This window comes from Halorussus marinus, from assembly GCF_004521895.1.
In the GTDB taxonomy this organism is placed as follows: domain Archaea; phylum Halobacteriota; class Halobacteria; order Halobacteriales; family Haladaptataceae; genus Halorussus; species Halorussus marinus.
This window is the reverse complement of the sequence record NZ_SBIR01000002.1, coordinates 36342-54629: the sequence shown is the minus strand read 5'-3', so window position 1 is coordinate 54629 and position 18288 is coordinate 36342. Positions and strand designations below refer to the sequence as shown.

The window sequence follows — 18288 nt, the reverse complement described above, 5'->3', positions numbered from 1 at the left end:
CGATGTCATCCACAGGCTCGACCTACGGCGACATTCACCGCTACGAACCGCCCCGAGAGAGCACGGCCGCCGCGATCGCCATCGTCTTGCTGACGGTGGTCGAGATCGTGTTCGTGGGTCTGTTCACGTACGGCCTGATCGACGGCTGGGGGTACACCGGGATCGGCAACATGTATCTCGGGTCGGTCCTCGCGGTCATCTTCATCGACCTCGCGTTCATCCTGTTGCTCTACCGCAAGGAGTTCCTCCCCGACGTGATGATCGTCAAGAAGCGCCGGCGCAAGTGGGAAGACCTCTACATCCGGGAAGATCAGCAGGACGGCGTCGACACGGTCGGCGACGCGTGGGACCAGTTCAAGCGCGCAGTGTATCCGTACTACAAACGATAAATCATGTCAGCAGACGATAAATATCCAGAGAGCACAGGGCGGCGTCGCTTCGTGAAAGGAGTCGTCGGGAGCGCGGCGCTCGCGGGCGTCGGCACCGCGACCGCTGTGGGGATCGACTCCGCCACCGGTCCGACCGGCGGCGGCGGCGGGATCGTCGACTTCTACGGCGTCGAGAACACCGCCGGCCCCGCGCCGCGGGCGATGCCCCAGATCCCGCTGGAAGTCGACTCCGAGGGGTATCTCAAGGGCATCTGGCCCGAACCCGAGACCATAACGCTCGAGAACGGCTCCGAGATCACCGTCGCGGAGATGGAACTCGGCGGCACCACCTACTCCTCAACGTGGTACCAGTACTGCGGGGTCCAGACGAACGCGGGCGTCCGTCCCGACGCCGATCAGGACAACTACTTCCGGTACATCGGCAACTCGAAGTACGACTGGCAGAACAGCGAGATGGAAGAAGGCGCTAAGATCCACGTCGACGACTTCAGCGACTACGAGACGTGGGGCAACGGCATCGGCGACGACGGCCTCGGCAAGCCCGCGCAGGCGAAGTGGCGCTCCGAGGACGTCTCCTCCTCGGAGATTCTGCCGGTTCAGGTCATCCGCTCGACCCGCGTCGAGGAGATGGCACAGGACAACGAGTGGCTCTCGGCCAGCACCGAAGAAGGCTTCATCGCCAACCTGAACAAGTGCACGCACTTCTGTTGCGTGCCGACGTTCAAGGGCCTCGCCGGCTCCGCCAGCGCCGAAGCCGAGAACCAGATCTACTGTCAGTGTCACCAGTCGGCGTACGACCCGTTCAGCATCGTCCAGAAATCGTTCGCCGCGCTTCCGATCCCGGAGGACAGCTAGATGAGTCTCGAGCGCAAAGACGAGTACGACCACGGCGAGTGGATGAAAGAGAAGGATCTCACGCCGGTAGAGTCGGTGTTCCTGACGACGCTCGTCTGGATGGACCGGCGCTTTCGGATCGTCGACTACCTCGAGATCCTGGAGACCCTCTACTACCGGGTCAACCTCCAGATGCCGAAAAGCCACACCGAGCAGTACAACCTCGACAACAAGTTCTGGTACTGGTACCCCCTGTACGCGCTCGGGAGCTTCTCGACCATCGCGTACGTGGTGGCCGCCCTGAGCGGGGCGCTGCTCGGGTTCTACTACGCACCGGGCACGGAGGGCGATCCGTCACTGGCGTACAACCAGCTCGCGTTCATCATGACCGACCTGAACTTCGGGTTCATGCTCCGGTCGATCCACCGGTGGTCGGCCCAGGTCATGGTCGCGGCCGTGTTCCTCCACATGCTCCGGGTCTACTTCACCGGGGCGTACAAGGAACCGCGCGAGCTGAACTGGATCATCGGGATCATCCTGATCAGTCTCACGATGGTGTTCGGGTACACGGGCTACCTGCTTCCGTGGGACCAGCTCGCGTTCTGGGCGGGCCAGATCGGCGTGGAGATGAGCCTCTCGATCCCCCTCGCGGGCGAGTGGGTCGCCAAGCTGTTGTTCGGCGGCTTCAGCCTCGGGGCGTCGACGCTCCAGCGGATGTACATCATCCACGTCTTCTTGCTCCCGTTCGTGGTGACTACGATCATCGCGGTCCACATCGCGATCGTGTGGATTCAGGGCATCGCCGAACCCCACTAATCAACCATGGCAGACGACCAATCACAAACCGACGAAAGCGGCGAAGCACAGACAGACGGTGGCACGGGCATCGTCCCGCCCGACGACGAGACGCCGACGTGGAGCGAGCGCAAAGAGCGCAGACAGGGTCTCTCGCGGCTGACCTACGAGTACTTCGAGCGCTCGCGCCGAGAGGACCAGGACCTCCGACAGGAGTCCAGCTACGTCGAGCGCGACGTGTTGGCGTTCCCGACGTGGCCCCACGAGATGATCCGGAACCTCTCGCTGACGAGCTTCTTCGTCGGCATGATCGTGTTCCTGTCGGCGACGCTCCCGCCCCACTTGGGCCCGCCCGCCGACCCGAGTTCGACGCCGGCGATCATCCTGCCCGACTGGTATCTCTACTGGTCGTTCGGACTGCTAAAGCTCGGCCCGCTCAACCCCGAACTCGCCATCCTCGGCGGCGAGAAGCTGTTCGCCGACCGTACCTACGGCGTGCTCGCCAACGTGGTCGTGGTCGGGTTCATCGCGATCGTCCCGTTCCTGAACAAGGGGAGCGCGCGCCGCCCGGTCGAACAGCCGTTCTGGGCGAGCGTCGGCGTCTCGGGCGTCGTGTTCGCGTTCACCATCAGCGTGCTGTCGGTCAAGAACATCATCAGCGACCTCATCGACCCCCACCTGCTGTTCGACCTCACGTTCTTGCTACCCATCGTGGCGGGTGCGGTCTCGTACGCGGTGTTGAAGTCGATGCAGGAGGGGTACATGTACGACCTCAACCGCCGGTACTACCGGCTTCGGCCGCCGAAGTAACGGACTCGGTCACCTTTCATGGATTCCAGTATCGACGACACCGACACCGACACCGACACCGACCCGGAGGCAAGCGCCCGCGAGGTCGTGGTCCCGCTCCAGCTGTACAAGGTCGTGACCGTCTTCTCGACGATGTTCGCCGTTGGATTCGTGGTCGGCGGATTCATCGTCCTCGACACCGCGACCCAGCGGGCGCGCCTCTCGATCGCGGAGGCCGACGTCCCGCTGGCCATCCTCGGAGTGGTGATGATCGCCGCAGGGGCGGTGGTGTACGCCTTCTCGACCCGGTTCCGCGCCGAGGGAATGGGAAAACCTAAAGACGGCTCCGACGAACCATCAAACAATGGCTGACGAATTCATCAAGGGACTCGGCATCCTCACGGGTGGCGGGCTCCTCTGGATGGTGCTGTCGGGCTGGTACACCACGCCGGGGTTCGAGGACACCCAGCTCGTCGGGGAGATCCCCGAGGGGCTCGGGGCGTACGGCGAGGCCGCGATCGCGCTCCGCGCGGGACTGTTCTGGTTCATCATTCTGGGCGTGTTGACCTTCTGGGTGCTGATCCCGGCGTTCAAACAGCTTCGAGAAGCCTCGACGTGAGGTCGCGGTCTGTTCTGGCGGACGATTTCGACGCCCGGTAGCGTCGCCGTTTCGGGCCCGAGCCACGCTCACGGCCGTAGGCTTCAGGCCGGACGGCGTGGTCGTCTCGGCCCGCCGTCGTGTGCGCGAGGCCCGAGGGTCCGGTCAGGTCTTCCGGAGCGTGCCGGCCCTGTACTCCTCGCGCTGTCGACGATCACTCGACCGAGCCACTTGCGAGCGTCCGCACCGACGCCCTCACGCGCCGAGCGTCGGCGTCGAGACGGCGGCGAGACGAGCGAGTCGGTCTCGTCAGAACGAGGACTGCTCGGCGAAAGACAGCGCCGATGAGAACGTAGAAACGGAGCCGCCCCGACGCGGTTCGGCGTCGGCGGCGTCGAGAACCCAACCGGTTAGACGATCGCGCTCCAGTACGGCTCGATGAGATAAAAGAAGCTCTGGTAGCCGGCGTAGAGCAACACGAGCGCGGACGCGGTGAGCGCGCCGTTGGGTCTGCTCAGCCGCTCGCCCTTCCTGAGTTCGACCTCCCGGGCCTCGAACTCGAAGAAGTCGGCGATGAACAGCCCGAGCACGAGCGCCGACATCACCATCCCCGCGTGGTGGTGTACCGTCAGGAGGTAGAACGACGCCAGCACGAGCACGCCGTTCGACACCTCGTGGACGACGTTGCGGCTCAGTTCGTCGTCGTGGTCGTCGGTTTGGGCCTGTTTTCGGTAGCCGCGGTACGCGAACAGCCGCGTCCCCATGTTGACCAGCACCAGCGCGAGCACCACGTACTCGATGACGGGCGCGACGACGGCGTCCACCGGTCCGAACATCGACAGCGATTGCATACTAGATATTCGTGAAGGCGGCGTATTATATCCTTTCCATCGCCGCGAGCGATCGCGGCGCTCACCCGAAGAACCGCCGTGACTCGGGCACCCGAGCCAGTCGGACCGCGTCGTCGGCGACGATATCGACCCGCGCGCTCGGAGCGACAGCGCGTGCGCGCTCGCCGTCGAGGAGCAACTCCACTTCGCCGTCGTCGCGTTCGACCGTCAGCGAGATCGGCTCCGCGACGTCGAGCACCCAGTGGTCGACGTTCACCGCGAACGGGGCGATCGGGACTACGCCGACGACGCCCCCGCCGGGTTCGAGCAGCGGGCCGCCCGTGTTCCGACCGTAGCCGGGACTGCCGGTCGGCGTCGAGACCACGATGCCGTCGGCCCGGACGCTCGCGACCGACTCGCCGCCCGACCGGATCGCGTACTCCGAGATGCGAGCCGGCTCGCTGGTGACCAGCATCGCGTCGGCCACCGCGCGCCCGACGGGGTCGCCGTCGACCGACGCGCCGAGCACCGTCCGGGAGTCGGTCTCGAACCCGTCGTCGAGCAGGGACTCGACCCCCGCGACCGCGTCCGGTTCGGGGACCGCGCCGTAGCCGTCTCCGGCCCCGACCGGGAGGACGGGCGTCGTGACTCCGGCCCGGACCAGCGCGACCACCGCCGGTTCGCCGACCGCGGCGATCGCGTCGAGGTCGGTCCCGACCAGTTCGGCCGCCGACCCCCGGACGGCGGTCGCGTCGCTGGTGTCGGCCGCGGCCGCGACGCTGTCGGCCACGGATCCCTCGCCGACGACGCCGAGTCGCCCGACTCCCCGCTCGTGAGCCCTAACCATCACCTTGCCCCTTGCGCGGCGTGCATGAAAAGCGTACGGAGTCGTCGTTACTCGTCGTAGGGCCAGTCGCCGATGATCTTCATCCCCTCGGCCTTGTCCTCGGCTTCGAGCGCGGTCGCGATCTCGGCGGGGTCTTTGGGCGCGACCTCGAACGTCTCGTCGGCGACTGCGACCGCGAGCTCGGTCAGCAAGATCGCCTGCTCGCGGAGGTCCCGGACCTCGATCTTGTCGAGGGTGTCGGCGTACGTGTGGCCCCAGCCGCGGCCCTCGTCGCCGGTCTCGCTCATGAGGTGGACGCCGGGGACGCCCCACTGGACGTACGGCCAGTGGTCGCTGTGGGGGCCCTGCTCGGGGATCGTCGTCATCGGGTGGCCGAACGCGTCGCCGACCTCGCTGGCGGCCTCCTCGAGCGCGTCGAAGCCGTGGGTGTACACCGAGAGGGTGCGGCCCCGGACCACGCCGTCGTTGTTGAGGACCGCCTTGACCGACTCGAAGTCGCGCTTCTCGGCGTCGTACCCCGATCCGACGAGTCCGACCTCCTCGGCGCCGTAGGCGACGAAGTGGACCTTCGTGTCGAGGTCGTCCTCGCGGGCCGCCAGCGCCTTCGCCATCTCGACCACCATCGCGGTGCCGGCGCCGTTGTCCGCCGCGCCCTCCGCGATGTCGTGGGCGTCGACGTGGCTGGTGACCAGCACCTCCTCGTCGGTGTCGGGGCCGAGTTCGGCGTGGACGTTCTGGCTCGTCGCGTCGTGGGCGTCGGCCTCGACCTCGACGGCGACCTCCTCGCCGTCGTAACGCCGGGCGAGTCGCGCGCCGACCTCCTTCGAGACGCCGACCGCGGGCACGTCCCCGATGGGGTCGTCCTCGGTGCCGACGCTCCCGGTCGGCGGGAGACACCCCTCGACGTGGTTCTTGAACACGAAGCCCGCCGCGCCCGCCTCGACCGCGTGGTAGTACTTCTCGCGGCGGTGGACGAACCGGTCGTAGTGGCTCGGGACGTTGGTCGCGACCATCACGACGTCGCCCTCGACGTCGGCGTCCTCGAAGTCCTCGGGTAGCCCGTAGCCGAGGTCTACGAGCTCGCCCGCGGCGGTTCCCGCCGGGCTCCGCGGAAGCGCGATACACGAGAGGCTGTCGCCGCCGGCCCGGATCTCGCTGTCGCCGCGGGTCCAACCCTGAATGTCGAACTCGTCGAGGCGGGCGTTCCGGGCCCCGGCCGATTCGAGCGCGTCGCGGGTCAGTTCGGCGCCCTCGCGTTCGCCCTCACTGCCCGCCATCCGGTCGCCGATGTCGACGAGGTCCTCGAGGTGGTTCCAGCCGGCGTCGCTCGTGAACGTCTCGCCGATCCAGTGTGTCATACGTTCGCGTGCTCGTGGATCGCTGGTAAGCTTTTCGAATCGAAACCCGACGGTTCGTTACTCGGGCGCCGGTTCGGCGGCGGATCGGTTACGAATCTTCACTAGATTTTTCAATACGGTCGTCTATCCACCGAGCTTTTCTCATGATGCCGACTTTTTATAACGTCCTGCGACGTTACACCGGTGGACAGTCGGTGATCGATGCTATGGCAACCCAGACACCCGACGTGAACCGCGTCGTCGACCTCGACGGCACCGTCGACGAGCGGGCCGACCCGGACCTCCCTGCCTCGACCGTCGAGGAACTCTACCGCCAGCAGGTGCTGGCCCGGACCTTCGACGAGAAGGCGGTCGGGCTCCACCGCCAGGGCCGGATCGGCACGTACGCACCGGTCCGCGGACAGGAGGCCGCGCAGGTCGGCGCGGCGGCCGCGCTCACCGCCGAGGACTTTTGCTTTCCGACCTACCGTGACCACGCGCTGTACCTCGGTCGGGGCGTCCCGCTCGAAAACGTGGTGGTCCACCTCCTCGGCGAGGGCAACTACGTCGACGGCACCGACGGCCCGGGCCGCCGGACGTTCCCGCCCACCATCCCGATCGCCACACAGATTCCCCACGCCGTCGGGGTGAGCATGGCGGCCGACTACCGCGACGACAACCGGGCGGCGCTTGTCAGCTTCGGCGACGGCGCCACCTCCGAGGGCGACTTCCACGAGGGGCTGAACTTCGCGGGCGTGTTCGACGCGCCGACGGTGTTCTTCTGTCAGAACAACCAGTGGGCGATCTCGGTGCCCCGCGAGCGCCAGACCGCGAGCGCCACCATCGCCCAGAAGGCCCGGGCCTACGGCTTCGAGGGCGTCCGGGTCGACGGCAACGACGTGCTGGCGGTGTACGGCGCGGTCAGCGACGCCCTCGACGCCGCGAAGGCCGGCGAGGGGCCCCGACTCATCGAGGCGGTCACCTACCGCCGGGGCGCCCACACCACGACCGACGACCCCTCGCAGTACCGCGACGATTCGGAGGTCGAGCGGTGGGCCGAGCGGGACCCGCTCGATCGCACCCGCGAGTACCTCGAAGACGCCCACGGCTGGACAGACGCCGACGAGCGCGACCTCCGGGCGTGGGCCGACGAGCGGGTCGCTGAGGCGGTGGTCGCCGCCGAGGAGCGGACCGGCCTCGACGTCGACGACATCTTCGAGCACGTCTACGCCCGGACGCCCGAGCGACTCCGCCGCCAGCGCGAGCGGGTGGTCGACGACCCCGAGGTCGACCGATAGGGTCGTCCGACGCGGCGGTCGCTCCCGGCCGGTCGGCTCCGGCAGGGCGGACGCGTTCAGGTGGCTTTTTACTATTCGACGCGCAAACCACCGGTATGACAGTAGCGGACGATTCAACGGAAGAGCACGGCCATCACCTCCCGGCGGTCGAGGACTGGCCCCGCGGGTTCGGCGAGGCCAGTTGGTGGCCGTTCATCGCGGCGCTGGGCGCCGGTGGCGTCTACATCGGCGCGGCGCTGTTCGTACTCGCGCAGGGCGAGGAGCCGATCGTCGACGCCATCTACGGTTCGGTGGTGTTCGTGGGGTCGGTCGGTCTGTTCCTCGTCGGGCTGTACGGCTGGGTGTACCACGCGTTCGTCAAGGCCTTCTGGAGCGGCGGCGGCCACGGCGATGGCAGCTCACTGCGATGGGGGATGATACTGTTCCTCGGCTCCGAGCTGGCGACGTTCGGGGCGGGGTTCGTGTACTTTTTCTTCATCCGTGCGGGGACCTGGCCCCCGACGGGCGCCGAGCTCCCGCCGTTGCTCAGCTCGCTGGTGCTCGCTAACACCGCCCTGCTGGTGCTTTCGAGTATCACGCTCCACTGGGGCCACGTCGAACTCCGGAAGGGCAACCGGCAGAACTTCGTCGTCGGCATCGGGGCGACGCTCCTGCTCGGCGTGGTGTTCATCGGCGGCCAGATATACGAGTACTACGAGTTCATCGTCCACGAGGGGTTCAATCTCACCTCGGGCATCTACAGTAGCGCCTTCTTCGGGCTGACGGGGCTCCACGGTCTCCACGTCTCGCTTGGCGCGGTGCTCATCGGTATCGTGTTCGTCCGGGGGCTGTACGGACAGTACACCGCCGACCGCCACGTCTCGGTGTCGACGGTCTCGATGTACTGGCACTTCGTCGACGCGGTGTGGATCTTCCTCGTGGTCGTGCTGTACGCCGGCGCGGCGATCACGCTCTGAGACGCCCCACTCTTTTCACCTCGCGAACACAGTCGCTTTCGCGACCGGGACCGCCGCGGCGTTCAGGAAACGCTTATCAGTGCGAACCACCCATATCCGCTATGCACTACGACGCCGTCGTGTTCGACAACGACGGTGTCCTTGTCGGCCGGACGAGCTACGACGTTCTCCGCGAGGCCGTGCAGGACACCTTTGCACAGTTCGATATCGCCGATCCCGACCCCGATCACGTCGAGGGCGTGACCGTCGGAACCACCCCCAACGAGGTCGCCGACGTCTGCGCCGAGTACGGGCTCGACGCCGCCGAGTTCTTCGCCGAGCGCGACCGGATGCTCTCGCGCGCCCAGCAAGAGGAGATCCGCGCGGGCCGAAAGACCCTCTACGACGACCTCGACACTCTCCGGGACCTCGACGTCCCGATGGGGATCGTGAGCTCGAACCAACAGGAGACCGTCGACTTCGTCCTCGACCACTTCGGGGTCTCGGATATCTTCGACACGGCGTACGGCCGCGAGCCCATCGTCGAGAGCCTCCGGCGGTGCAAGCCCGACCCCCACTACATCGACAAGGCGCTCGCCGACATCGACGGCGACTCCGTCCTGTTCGTCGGCGACAACGAGTCGGACATCCGGGCCGCCGAGAACGCGGGCATCGACTCGGCGTTCATCCGCCGACCCCACCGCGACGACTGGTACCTCAACGTCTGGCCGACGTGGGACATCGACTCGCTCGAAGACCTCCACGACATCTGCGCGGTCTGAACGGGGTCGGCGACCCGGCCACCATTGAGGAGTCGTTTCGACGCGTCGCGAGCCCTCGGCTCGCCGTCACGGGACAGTCGCCGTACACAAGAGTCCGCACGCTCGGATGTCATGGTCGAACGGGTACGGCAACGGGAGAACCGACGACCGCAGAGACGCTGTCAGAACCGCGCTACTGCTCGTCGAGCCACTCCTCGTACTCTTCTTGGGAGACGACCTCGACCTCGCCGAGCATCTGGGAGTGGCCGACGCCACAGTACTCCGCACAGTAGAGCTGGTAGGTCCCCTCGCTGGTCACCTTCGTCTTGAGTGTGTTGTGCGTGCCCGGCATGGCGTCTTGCTTCAGCCCGAGTTCCGGGACGTGGAACGCGTGTATCCAGTCCGAGGAGGTGATCCGGAGATACAGGTCGGTGTTGTTCGGGACGACCATCGTCCCGGTCGTCGAGACGTTCTCGCCCTCGTAGTTGTACGTCCAGAGGTACTTCTCGCCGACGACTTCGATCTCGACCGCGTCGCCCTGTGCTTCGAGGTCCCCCGTGTTCGAGACGTAGTCGTTGGCCATCACGCCGTAGGAGGCGTAGCCGACGACCAGCAACACCAGCGCGGTCGCGATGGTCCACGAGATCTCGAGCCGACGGTTCTCCTTGGTGGGCTGGGGATCGTCGTTGTTGCGGTACTTCAACACCGTGTAGATGAGGATCCCCTCGACGAGTACCGTGATGGGGATCGCCATGAACAGCAACTGGGTGTTGAGCGACCGGATCAGCTCCTCGGTCGTGGAGTCGTACCCCTGAGCGAGGACCGGATCGGCGAACAGGGCGAGCACCCCGACGCCCAGCAGCGTTGTGAGCGCTGTCCGCTTGGCTTTCATACTGGGTCCAACTTAGGACGATTTCCATAAATACCTACTGACTTGGCGGCCGTCCGGCCCCGATTTCGGTTCTACTAAATACGACGAGATGGAAGATACGACCAAGGATTCGCGTGACCGAACAAGGCTCTCCCCGCCGGCTCGTCTCGCTGCTCGCAGCGACCGCGATCGGCGTCTACCTCTTGGTGGTCGTCGGCGCGACGACCGCGCTGACCGACGCCGCCGCGGCGTGTCCGACGTGGCCCGCGTGTCACGGCCAGTGGGTCGTCCCGCTCGGCGATCCCCAGCTCGCGATCGCGTGGGGCCACCGGGTCGCCGCGCTCGGCGTCGGCTTGTTGCTGGCGGCCACCGCGGTCGTCGGCCTGCGCCGCTCGGACGTCTCGCGTCGCGTCAAACTCGGCGTCGGCATCGCGACCGCGCTCTACCCGGTCCAGATCGGGATGGGCGCGCTCGCGGCGACGACCGCCACCCCGGCGTTGCTGTCGGGGCTCCACCTGCTCGTCGGGATGGGAATCTTCTCGGGCGTCGTGCTCGCGCTCGCGTGGACGCTCGAACCCGAGACCCACGACGAGCCCCGCGGCGTCGAGGACCCCGACGAGGTGGCGCCGGCCAGCGACGCCCCGACCCAGCCCCGCGAGACGCCCACGTCCGCGCTCGCACGCGCTCGGCGGACAGTCGGCGCGTACTTCCGGCTGATGAAGCCCCGGCTGATGTGGCTGCTCTGTCTGGTCGCGTCGGCCGGCATGGCGCTCGCGGCCGGCCCCGCGCTTCGGGTCGAAACGGTGGTGGCGACGCTCGCAGGCGGCGTGCTCTCGATCGGCGCGTCGGGAACGTTCAACCACGTCCTCGAACGGGACGTCGACCGGAAGATGAACCGGACCGCCGACCGCCCGGCCGCCACGAGCCGGATCCCGGTGCGCAACGCCGTGGCGTTCGGCCTGCTGTTGGCCGCGCTCTCGCTGGTCGCGTTCCTCTCGGTGAACCTCCTGGCGGCGGTGCTGGGTCTGTTCGCCATCGTCTTTTACAGCGTCGTCTACACCCTCATCCTCAAGCCCAACACGGTCCAGAACACAGTCATCGGTGGGTTCGCGGGCGCGCTTCCGGCCCTGATCGGTTGGGCCGCCGTGACGGGCGACGTCGGGGTCCCAGCGCTCGTGCTCGCGGGGGTCATCTTCCTGTGGACGCCCGCCCACTTCTACAACCTCGCGCTGGCGTACAGGGACGACTACGCCCGCGGGGGCTTCCCGATGATGCCGGTGGTTCGCGGCGAGGCGGTTACCCGCAAGCACATCCTGCTGTACCTCGGCGCGACCCTGCTCGCGGCCGGCGTGCTCTCGACGGTCACGACGCTGGGGTGGCTCTACGCCGCGACCAGCGTGGCGTTCGGCGCCCTCTTCCTCTGGGCGGTGGTCCGCCTCCACTACGAGCGCACCGAGCGGGCGGCGTTCCGGTCGTTCCACGCTTCGAACGCCTACCTCGGCGCGCTGTTGCTCGCGGTCGTCGCCGACGCGCTGGTCCTCTGACCATGAGCCGCACCCTCGATCTCGACCTCGCGGGGCTGACCCCCGACCGGGACGCGTTGCTGTGGGCCGGACTCGTCGTCAACACCGAAATCATCCTGACCGCCGCGTACCTCCTCGTCGCGGACGTGACCGTCACCGAGTGGCGCTACCTCGTCTACCCGTTCGTCTGGATCAACCTCAGCGCGCTGGCGGTGGGCCGAACCGACCTCGTCGCCGAATCGAGCCGCGCCCGGTACGTCGGGGCGGCGATCGGTGCGGGCTACCTGCTCGTGCTGGCGTCGGTCGGCGGGCTTGTCTCGCCGGGGGTCGGGGTCGACCACGCGCTCGGCTGGCGGGTGGCGTGGCTCCCGCCCGGCTGGGGGCCGGCGCTCGTCTACAGCGGGACGGCGGTCCAGCTCACTCTGATGCCGTACAAGGTCGTCGGCTACCTGACGCTTGCGTATCTGGTGTACGCGTCGGTCCTCGACGCCGCCGGGTCGGCCGTCTCCGGTCTGCTCGGGCTGGTCTCGTGTGTGAGCTGTACGTGGCCTGTCCTCGCGAGCGTCGCGGGCGCGGTGGCGGGCAGCGGCACGGCTGTCGCGGCGGCCGCCAGCGAGTGGTCGTACCTGCTCGGGACCGTCGCGTTCGCCGTCACCGTCGGGCTGTTGGTGTGGCGCCCGACCGTCGGTCGGTGACCGATCCGACGCGTTCTCGAAATCGGACGAAGAAGGAGTTACTCGCGCCGGAGAAGCGCGAACGCACAGACGAGCGCACCGAGCGTCGCGATCACACCGAAGCCGGGCGTGGAGATCTGGAGGCCCTCACCGTCCTCCGACCCCGTCTGCGTGGGCGTCGCTGGCTCTTTCACGTCGTAGGTGAAGCTCAGTCCGTCGATCTCGCGGGCCATCTCCTGGTGGCCTTCCGGCCAGTACTGGATGTCGGCGGTGACGGTTCGCTGACCGGTGTTCTGGCTGTACACGTTCGCGGCGATGTCCTTGACGTTCGCGCCGGGGCGAACGGTAAACTTCGCGGTGACCATCCCCGCACCGGCGCTGGCGATGTCCGACGATCCCTCGATGGACATTCCGCTAGGGACCGACATCGTGATGTGGACCACGACCGGGCACTGGGCAGTCGGGTCGACCTGGAAGCCACCGGCGATGCGTCCGGGGCTTCCGGGTTCGACCGTCTTCTGGGCGGCGTAGAGCCGCGATTGGGAAAGCTTCGGCTCCGAACTTCCCGGCTCACACGCCGCGGTCGTGGTCGTTTCTGCGGTCGTCGGAGTGGCTGTCGTAGTCGTCTCCGCCGTCGTCGAGGAGGTAGTCGCCGTCGTTGTCGTAGCAGTCGTCGTAGTCGTTTCCGTCGTCGTCGCAGTAGCAGTCGCGTCGTTGCCGCCGTCCTGCGCCAGAGCGAGACCGCTCGCTCCGACCGGGAGAGCGAGAGCGGAGAGCAACACCGTGAATGCGATAGCGACAGATACGACTCGTGTCGTGTTCCGTATCATCTCTCAGTTCGTGCGTTCCACTCGGATATTCCGACTTATATCTTGCTAACTACATCTAATCTGTAGCGCATTAGCTAGCAATAAGACGAATAGTCGGGCCACAGTCGGGCACTCATCCAAATTCTCGGACGTATACTTGATCTGTAATTACTCGTCTAACGAAAGCTATAAGGCCGACATCTGACGGTCAACATACGAATGGAATTCATGACTTTCGACAGCCGTTCGTACGCAGTCGTGGTCGCAGTGCTTCTTCTCTCCGGAGCAGGTCTCGCGGGCGCGAGCCAATCACCGACTGCGACGTTCGAATACTCCCCTTCGGATCCGGTCGCGGGAGACACGGTGACGTTCGACGCGTCGGGATCGACGGACGCCGACGGTGAGATCGCCTCTTACGAGTGGGACACGGAGGGCGATGGCGACTACGGCGACTACGGCGAGCCCACCGGCCAGACAGCCGAGAAGACGTTCGATAGCCACGGGACCTACACGGTGGGCGTGCGAGTGACCGACGACAGCGGCGATACCGACACCTACACCGAGACGATACGGGTCACCAACGAAGCGCCGACCGCGTCGTTCAGCTACACGCCGTCGGACCCGGTCGCGGGAGATACCGTGACGTTCGACGCGTCGGGGTCGACGGACGCCGACGGCGAGATCGTCTCCTACGCGTGGGACACGGAGGGCGACGGCGACTACGGCGACTACGGCGAGCCCACCGGCCAGACAGCCGAGAAGACGTTCGATAGCCACGGGACCTACACCGTTGGGCTGAAAGTGACCGACAACGGCGGTAAGACCCACACCGTGACGGAGACGGTGACGGTGACGAACGAGGCGCCAGAACCGTCGTTCAGCGTCTCGCCATCCGAGCCGGTCCCCGACGAGACGGTGACGCTGGACGCGTCGGGGTCGACGGACGCCGACGGCCGGATCACGTCGTACAACTGGGACACGGAGGGCGACGGCGATTACGGCGACTACGGTGAGCCCACCGGCCAGACCGCGACCATGTCGTTCGACACCGCCGGAACGTACACCGTCGGGCTCGAAGTCACCGACAACGGCGGGAAATCGAAGACGTTCAGCAAGTCGGTGACGGTGACGAACGATGCGCCCACCGCGACCTTCAGTTTCTCCCCGTCCGAGCCGGCGCCCGACGAGGAGATAGCGCTCGATGCCACCGACTCGACGGACGCCGACGGCCAGATCACGTCCTACGCGTGGGACACGGAGGGCGACGGCGATTACGGCGACTACGGCGAGCCCACCGGCCAGACGGCTTCGGTGGCGTTCGACACCGCCGGTACCTACACCGTCGGGCTCGAAGTCACCGATAACGGCCAGGAGTCGACGACCGTAACCAAGCAGATAACAGTCACCAACGAGCCTCCAGAGCCGAACTTCACGTTCTCGCCGTCCGAGCCGGCGCCCGACGAGACGGTGACGCTGGACGCGTCGGGCTCGACGGACGCCGACGGCCAAATCACCTCCTACGTGTGGGACACGAACGGCGACGGCGACTACGGCGGCTGGGGCGAACCAACCGGCCAGACGGCCTCGACTGCGTTCGAGACGGCCGGCACCTACACAGTCGGGCTCGAAGTCACCGATAACGGCGAGGAGACCCGGACCGTGAGTCGGACGATAACGGTCTCGAACGACGCTCCCGAGCCCCGGTTCGACTACACGGTCTCGACCGACGACGGGCTCGACGTTCGACTCGACGCGTCAGAATCGAACGACACCGACGGATCTATCCACGACTACTCGTGGTACGTCGGCGACCGCCACGTCGCGTCGGGACAGACCGCGACGATTTCGTTCTCCGAGAAGGGATCGTACCGCGTTCGCCTCGAAGTCACGGACAACGGTGAGAAGACGGCGTCTACGACCCGCACCGTCGGCGTCAGCGAGCCTCCGACCGCTGAGTTCTCGTTCGGTTCGAACCCGGTCGGGACGGGGAACGCCGTCCGGTTCGATGCCGCCGAGTCCAGCGACCCGGACGGGCGGGTCACCGACTACGTCTGGAAGTTCGAGGACGGCAGGACGTTCCGGGGGAGGACCGTCGAGCGGACGTTCTCGGACCCCGGGACGCACAACGTGACGCTGACGGTCGGGGACGATACCGGCAACCGGGTACGCGAGCGCAAGACGATTCGGGCGGCGGTCCCGCCGGAGGCGTCGTTCGAGTGGAGTCCCGAGACGCCCAAAGACGGGATGGACGTCGTGTTCACCGGGAGCTCTCCCGCCAATGTGACCGGCTACGAGTGGGACTTCGACGCCGACGGCGAGTTCGAGGCGGACGGGAACACGGTGTCACACTCGTTCGACGAGGTCGGCAAGCACACCGTCTCTCTCAAGGTCGTCGACGGCGAGGGCGTCCCGGGCGTCCTCACGCGCGTGCTCACCGTTCAGAAGAGCGCGACGTTCCAGTTCACCTCCCACCGCTCGAACGTGTCGGTCGGCGACGAGGCCATCGTCACGTTCACGGTGACCAACAGGCTCCGGAACCGATCGCTCGACGCGAAGCTCGGTCTCGAACTTCCCCCCGAGGGGGCGTCTATCTCGTCGGTCGAGGGCGGGGAAGTCGTGAGCAGGAAAGGGACCGACTACATCACGGTCGGTCCGGGCGACGAGCAAACCCTGCGGGTCCACGTCCGGTTCAACGACCCCGGCGAGTACGATCTCACCGGGGAGGCGGTGTACTACTTCGACGGACGCAACGACAGCGACCGACGGGTCTCCGAGGTCGGACCGGTGAGCGTTTCGGTGGATTCGGCCGACGAGGGGTCGGTCACGTCCGAAGTACCCGGGTTCGGCATCGGATCCGCGCTGGTCGCACTCCTCGTCGCGGCGCTGATAGGGCGGCGTTCGCCCCCGGCCGGCGAGTAACCGGCCGGAGTCGCCGACAGCCCGTCTCCGGTTCTCGGAGCGTTCCGAAACCCCTTACCCCCGAACGGCCCAACCTCCGGCCATGACCGACGCAATCGTCGCCGAGGAGGTCCGGCGGACGTACGGCGACACCGCCGCGCTCGCCGGGGTCTCGCTCTCGGTGGCCGACGGGGAGGTGTTCGCGCTCATCGGCCCCAACGGCGCGGGCAAGACCACGCTGGTCCGGGCCCTGACGGGGACGACCGACCTCGATTCGGGGACGGTCTCGGTGCTGGGCGAGCGCCCGCGCGAGGTCGAACGCTCCCGGCTGGGACTGCTCCCCCAGTCGTTCGACCCGCCCGAACGGCTCACCGCGCGCGAGCTGGTCGCCTACTACGCGGGGCTGTACGACGACGCCCGCGACCCCGACGCGGTGCTCGCGGAGGTCGGCCTCGACGCGGCCGACGACACCCGCTACGAGAACCTCTCGGGCGGCCAGCGCCGCCGGACCTGCGTCGGGACCGCGCTGGTCAACGACCCCGACGTGCTCTTTCTCGACGAGCCGACGACCGGCATCGACCCCGCGGGCCGGCGCGCCCTCTGGGGGCTCATCGAAGACCTCGCCGCCGGCGGCACGACCGTTTTCCTGACGACCCACTACATGGCGGAGGCCGAGCGGCTCGCCGACCGCGTCGGACTGCTCGGAGGCGGCGAGCTCGTCGCGGTCGGCTCGCCCGGGGAGCTCGTCGCCGACCACGCGGGTCGAAGCCGACTCGTCGTCGAGTTCGCCGCGCCCGACGAGAGCGCGGACACACTCGACGGCTCGGACGCGGCGGCCGCGCTCGCCGACGGCTTCGACGCCGAGCCGACCGACGCCGGACTGGTCGTCCGCGGGGTCGACCCCGAGGGGATCGGCGCGGTCGTCGCGGCCCTCGACGATCGGGGCGTCGCCTACGACGCGCTGACGTGGAAAGAGCCTGACCTCGAAGACGTCTTCCTCCGGCTGACCGACCGGACGGTCGGCGACGACGACGCCGACCGCGTCGGTGGGCCGACCGATGCCGTCCTCGCGGGGGGCGACCGATGAGCGGGCCGGCCCGGATCCGATCCGAGGCGGTCGCGGCGTGGCACGCGTTCGTCCGGCGCCGGACCGCGGTGTTTTTCACCTTCTTCTTCCCGGTCATCCTCATCCTCATCTTCGCGGTGCTGGTGGGGACCAATCCCGGCGGCGGCGGGCTGTTCGCCGAGCCGCCGGGCTACTACCTCCCGGGGTATCTGGCGGTCGTAGTGCTTTTCACGCCGCTGTCGCGGGTCGGCTCGACCGTGGCCCGCCACCGTGAGGGCAACCGGTTCGAGAAGCTGGCGACCACGCCGCTGTCGCGGGCCGAGTGGCTGTTGGCCCACACGCTGGTCAACGTCCTCATCATCGGGATCGCCGCGTTGCTCATCCTCGGCCTGCTGACGCTGGCGACCGACGCCGCCCTCGCGCTCGGCCCCGCGAATCTGGCGGTGGTGGCGGCGTTCACCGCGCTGGCGGTCGCGCTGTTTTGCGGACTGGGCGCGATCCTGGGAAGCACCGCCGACTCGCAGGACGGCGTCATCGCCGCGAGCAACGGCATCGCGCTCCCGCTGCTCTTTCTCTCGGAGACGTTCGTCACGCCGGCGCTCCTGCCGGCGTGGTTCCGACCCGCGATGAACGTCTCGCCGCTGACGTACTTCGCGCGCGGCGTCCGTCAACTGACGTTTTCGGGCGGGCCGGTCGCCGGCGAGCTGGCGGTGCTGGCGGCGCTCGCGGTCGCCTTTTTCGCCGCCGGCGCGTACGCGATCCCGGAGACGGACTGATCGCAAGCGCCGACGGTAATCCGAGCGAAACGACGTAACGGCGCCGTACCGTTCCGCATTCTGGATTACCGCATGGGACGGTATCCGACTGCTCGACCGAGAGCCCGCGAGGGACCGACATTCGGGATCCGGAGATACAGTACGCCCACTCCAAGAGCACGACCGCGTTCATCGACGGCTCGGTCGTCGTCGGCGGGTACGTCTACGACGGCGAGGCGGTGGCCGACCTCCGAGGCGACTACGTGTTCGGCAACTGGA

At 67.4% G+C, this 18288-nt stretch carries 19 protein-coding genes; 14 read left to right on the top strand and 5 right to left on the bottom strand.

The genetic code is table 11. The annotated features are described in order from the left end of the window. The first annotated feature begins 2 nt into the window (after window positions 1-2). Genes EPL04_RS02510 through EPL04_RS02485 form a run of 6 tightly spaced genes read left to right on the top strand, consistent with a single transcriptional unit; the run spans window position 3 to window position 3426 of the window. The gene (locus EPL04_RS02510; protein WP_134669126.1) at window positions 3-389 is read left to right on the top strand and encodes a DUF7318 family protein; all 387 of its coding nucleotides are present in this window, start codon (window positions 3-5) and stop codon (window positions 387-389) included. Between the two features lie 3 nt (window positions 390-392). Continuing rightward, complete coding sequence (locus EPL04_RS02505; protein ID WP_134669124.1) at window positions 393-1244, top strand: ubiquinol-cytochrome c reductase iron-sulfur subunit; 852 nt, start codon at window positions 393-395, stop codon at window positions 1242-1244. Beyond that, a complete protein-coding gene (locus EPL04_RS02500; protein ID WP_134669122.1) occupies window positions 1245-2039 on the top strand; it encodes a cytochrome b in 795 nt (264 codons plus the stop codon). A gap of 6 nt (window positions 2040-2045) precedes the next feature. Beyond that, window positions 2046-2828 carry a cytochrome bc complex cytochrome b subunit gene (locus EPL04_RS02495; protein ID WP_134669121.1) on the top strand — a complete coding sequence of 261 codons (783 nt, stop codon included), beginning with the start codon at window positions 2046-2048 and terminating at the stop codon, window positions 2826-2828. Window positions 2829-2846: 18 nt separating this feature from the next. Beyond that, window positions 2847-3179 carry a DUF7315 family membrane protein gene (locus EPL04_RS02490; RefSeq protein WP_134669119.1) on the top strand — a complete coding sequence of 111 codons (333 nt, stop codon included), beginning with the start codon at window positions 2847-2849 and terminating at the stop codon, window positions 3177-3179. Then, window positions 3172-3426, top strand: a complete 255-nt coding sequence (locus EPL04_RS02485) for a DUF7314 family protein (protein WP_134669117.1) — start codon at window positions 3172-3174, stop codon at window positions 3424-3426. The genes EPL04_RS02490 and EPL04_RS02485 overlap by 8 nt, the downstream gene beginning before the upstream one ends. Window positions 3427-3815: 389 nt before the next feature. Here EPL04_RS02485 and EPL04_RS02480 read toward each other — a convergent pair whose 3' ends face one another. The 3 genes from EPL04_RS02480 to EPL04_RS02470 all read right to left on the bottom strand — a co-directional run bounded on the left by EPL04_RS02480 (window position 3816) and on the right by EPL04_RS02470 (window position 6440). Further along, the gene (locus EPL04_RS02480) at window positions 3816-4256 is read right to left on the bottom strand and encodes a DUF7313 family protein (protein ID WP_134669116.1); all 441 of its coding nucleotides are present in this window, start codon (window positions 4254-4256) and stop codon (window positions 3816-3818) included. A gap of 61 nt (window positions 4257-4317) precedes the next feature. Beyond that, on the bottom strand, window positions 4318-5082 hold the full coding sequence (locus EPL04_RS02475) for an NAD(+)/NADH kinase (protein ID WP_134669114.1): 765 nt from the start codon (window positions 5080-5082) through the stop codon (window positions 4318-4320). Between the two features lie 47 nt (window positions 5083-5129). Next, entirely contained in the window at window positions 5130-6440 is a 1311-nt protein-coding gene (locus tag EPL04_RS02470; RefSeq protein ID WP_134669112.1) for a M28 family peptidase, read from the bottom strand. A 206-nt stretch (window positions 6441-6646) separates the two neighbouring features. Between EPL04_RS02470 and pdhA the strand changes: the two genes are divergently transcribed. The 3 genes from pdhA (at window position 6647) to EPL04_RS02455 (ending at window position 9434) form a co-directional block, all read left to right on the top strand. After that, window positions 6647-7717 (top strand): pyruvate dehydrogenase (acetyl-transferring) E1 component subunit alpha, encoded by a 1071-nt coding sequence (gene pdhA, locus EPL04_RS02465; protein ID WP_167599396.1) that lies wholly within the window; start codon window positions 6647-6649, stop codon window positions 7715-7717. 95 nt (window positions 7718-7812) lie between these two features. Continuing rightward, the gene (locus EPL04_RS02460) at window positions 7813-8673 is read left to right on the top strand and encodes a cytochrome c oxidase subunit 3 (protein WP_134669110.1); all 861 of its coding nucleotides are present in this window, start codon (window positions 7813-7815) and stop codon (window positions 8671-8673) included. 101 nt (window positions 8674-8774) lie between these two features. Further along, window positions 8775-9434: an HAD family hydrolase gene (locus tag EPL04_RS02455; RefSeq protein ID WP_134669108.1), complete on the top strand. Its 660-nt coding sequence runs from the start codon at window positions 8775-8777 to the stop codon at window positions 9432-9434. A gap of 172 nt (window positions 9435-9606) precedes the next feature. On the opposite strand, the gene coxB is transcribed toward EPL04_RS02455, so the two are convergent. After that, the gene (coxB, locus tag EPL04_RS02450; protein WP_134669106.1) at window positions 9607-10305 is read right to left on the bottom strand and encodes a cytochrome c oxidase subunit II; all 699 of its coding nucleotides are present in this window, start codon (window positions 10303-10305) and stop codon (window positions 9607-9609) included. A 113-nt stretch (window positions 10306-10418) separates the two neighbouring features. Between coxB and EPL04_RS02445 the strand changes: the two genes are divergently transcribed. Both EPL04_RS02445 and EPL04_RS02440 read left to right on the top strand, forming a co-directional pair. Further along, the gene (locus EPL04_RS02445; protein ID WP_134669104.1) at window positions 10419-11828 is read left to right on the top strand and encodes a heme o synthase; all 1410 of its coding nucleotides are present in this window, start codon (window positions 10419-10421) and stop codon (window positions 11826-11828) included. Between the two features lie 2 nt (window positions 11829-11830). Next, the gene (locus tag EPL04_RS02440; protein WP_134669102.1) at window positions 11831-12502 is read left to right on the top strand and encodes a DUF7546 family protein; all 672 of its coding nucleotides are present in this window, start codon (window positions 11831-11833) and stop codon (window positions 12500-12502) included. A gap of 38 nt (window positions 12503-12540) precedes the next feature. On the opposite strand, the gene EPL04_RS18980 is transcribed toward EPL04_RS02440, so the two are convergent. Further along, window positions 12541-12909: a PGF-CTERM sorting domain-containing protein gene (locus EPL04_RS18980; RefSeq protein WP_209019546.1), complete on the bottom strand. Its 369-nt coding sequence runs from the start codon at window positions 12907-12909 to the stop codon at window positions 12541-12543. 600 nt (window positions 12910-13509) lie between these two features. On the opposite strand from EPL04_RS18980, the gene EPL04_RS02430 reads away from it, so the two are divergent. The 3 genes from EPL04_RS02430 (at window position 13510) to EPL04_RS02420 (ending at window position 18030) form a co-directional block, all read left to right on the top strand. Further along, entirely contained in the window at window positions 13510-16209 is a 2700-nt protein-coding gene (locus tag EPL04_RS02430) for a PKD domain-containing protein (protein ID WP_134669101.1), read from the top strand. 82 nt (window positions 16210-16291) lie between these two features. Next, window positions 16292-17275, top strand: a complete 984-nt coding sequence (locus EPL04_RS02425) for an ABC transporter ATP-binding protein (RefSeq protein ID WP_134669099.1) — start codon at window positions 16292-16294, stop codon at window positions 17273-17275. Then, window positions 17272-18030: an ABC transporter permease gene (locus tag EPL04_RS02420; RefSeq protein ID WP_134669097.1), complete on the top strand. Its 759-nt coding sequence runs from the start codon at window positions 17272-17274 to the stop codon at window positions 18028-18030. Before EPL04_RS02425 ends, EPL04_RS02420 begins: the two co-directional genes overlap by 4 nt. Window positions 18031-18288: the final 258 nt, after the last annotated feature.

Coding starts and splice junctions, on each gene's coding strand:
- EPL04_RS02430 (WP_134669101.1), top strand. CDS start 13,510: ATGGAATTCATGACTTTCGACAGCCGTTCGTACGCAGTCGTGGTCGCA.
- EPL04_RS02505 (WP_134669124.1), top strand. CDS start 393: ATGTCAGCAGACGATAAATATCCAGAGAGCACAGGGCGGCGTCGCTTC.
- EPL04_RS02455 (WP_134669108.1), top strand. CDS start 8,775: ATGCACTACGACGCCGTCGTGTTCGACAACGACGGTGTCCTTGTCGGC.
- pdhA (WP_167599396.1), top strand. CDS start 6,647: ATGGCAACCCAGACACCCGACGTGAACCGCGTCGTCGACCTCGACGGC.
- EPL04_RS02490 (WP_134669119.1), top strand. CDS start 2,847: ATGGATTCCAGTATCGACGACACCGACACCGACACCGACACCGACCCG.
- EPL04_RS02495 (WP_134669121.1), top strand. CDS start 2,046: ATGGCAGACGACCAATCACAAACCGACGAAAGCGGCGAAGCACAGACA.
- EPL04_RS02440 (WP_134669102.1), top strand. CDS start 11,831: ATGAGCCGCACCCTCGATCTCGACCTCGCGGGGCTGACCCCCGACCGG.
- EPL04_RS02420 (WP_134669097.1), top strand. CDS start 17,272: ATGAGCGGGCCGGCCCGGATCCGATCCGAGGCGGTCGCGGCGTGGCAC.
- EPL04_RS02475 (WP_134669114.1), bottom strand. CDS start 5,082: ATGGTTAGGGCTCACGAGCGGGGAGTCGGGCGACTCGGCGTCGTCGGC.
- EPL04_RS02425 (WP_134669099.1), top strand. CDS start 16,292: ATGACCGACGCAATCGTCGCCGAGGAGGTCCGGCGGACGTACGGCGAC.
- EPL04_RS02500 (WP_134669122.1), top strand. CDS start 1,245: ATGAGTCTCGAGCGCAAAGACGAGTACGACCACGGCGAGTGGATGAAA.
- coxB (WP_134669106.1), bottom strand. CDS start 10,305: ATGAAAGCCAAGCGGACAGCGCTCACAACGCTGCTGGGCGTCGGGGTG.
- EPL04_RS02470 (WP_134669112.1), bottom strand. CDS start 6,440: ATGACACACTGGATCGGCGAGACGTTCACGAGCGACGCCGGCTGGAAC.
- EPL04_RS02460 (WP_134669110.1), top strand. CDS start 7,813: ATGACAGTAGCGGACGATTCAACGGAAGAGCACGGCCATCACCTCCCG.
- EPL04_RS02485 (WP_134669117.1), top strand. CDS start 3,172: ATGGCTGACGAATTCATCAAGGGACTCGGCATCCTCACGGGTGGCGGG.
- EPL04_RS18980 (WP_209019546.1), bottom strand. CDS start 12,909: ATGTCGGTCCCTAGCGGAATGTCCATCGAGGGATCGTCGGACATCGCC.
- EPL04_RS02510 (WP_134669126.1), top strand. CDS start 3: ATGTCATCCACAGGCTCGACCTACGGCGACATTCACCGCTACGAACCG.
- EPL04_RS02480 (WP_134669116.1), bottom strand. CDS start 4,256: ATGCAATCGCTGTCGATGTTCGGACCGGTGGACGCCGTCGTCGCGCCC.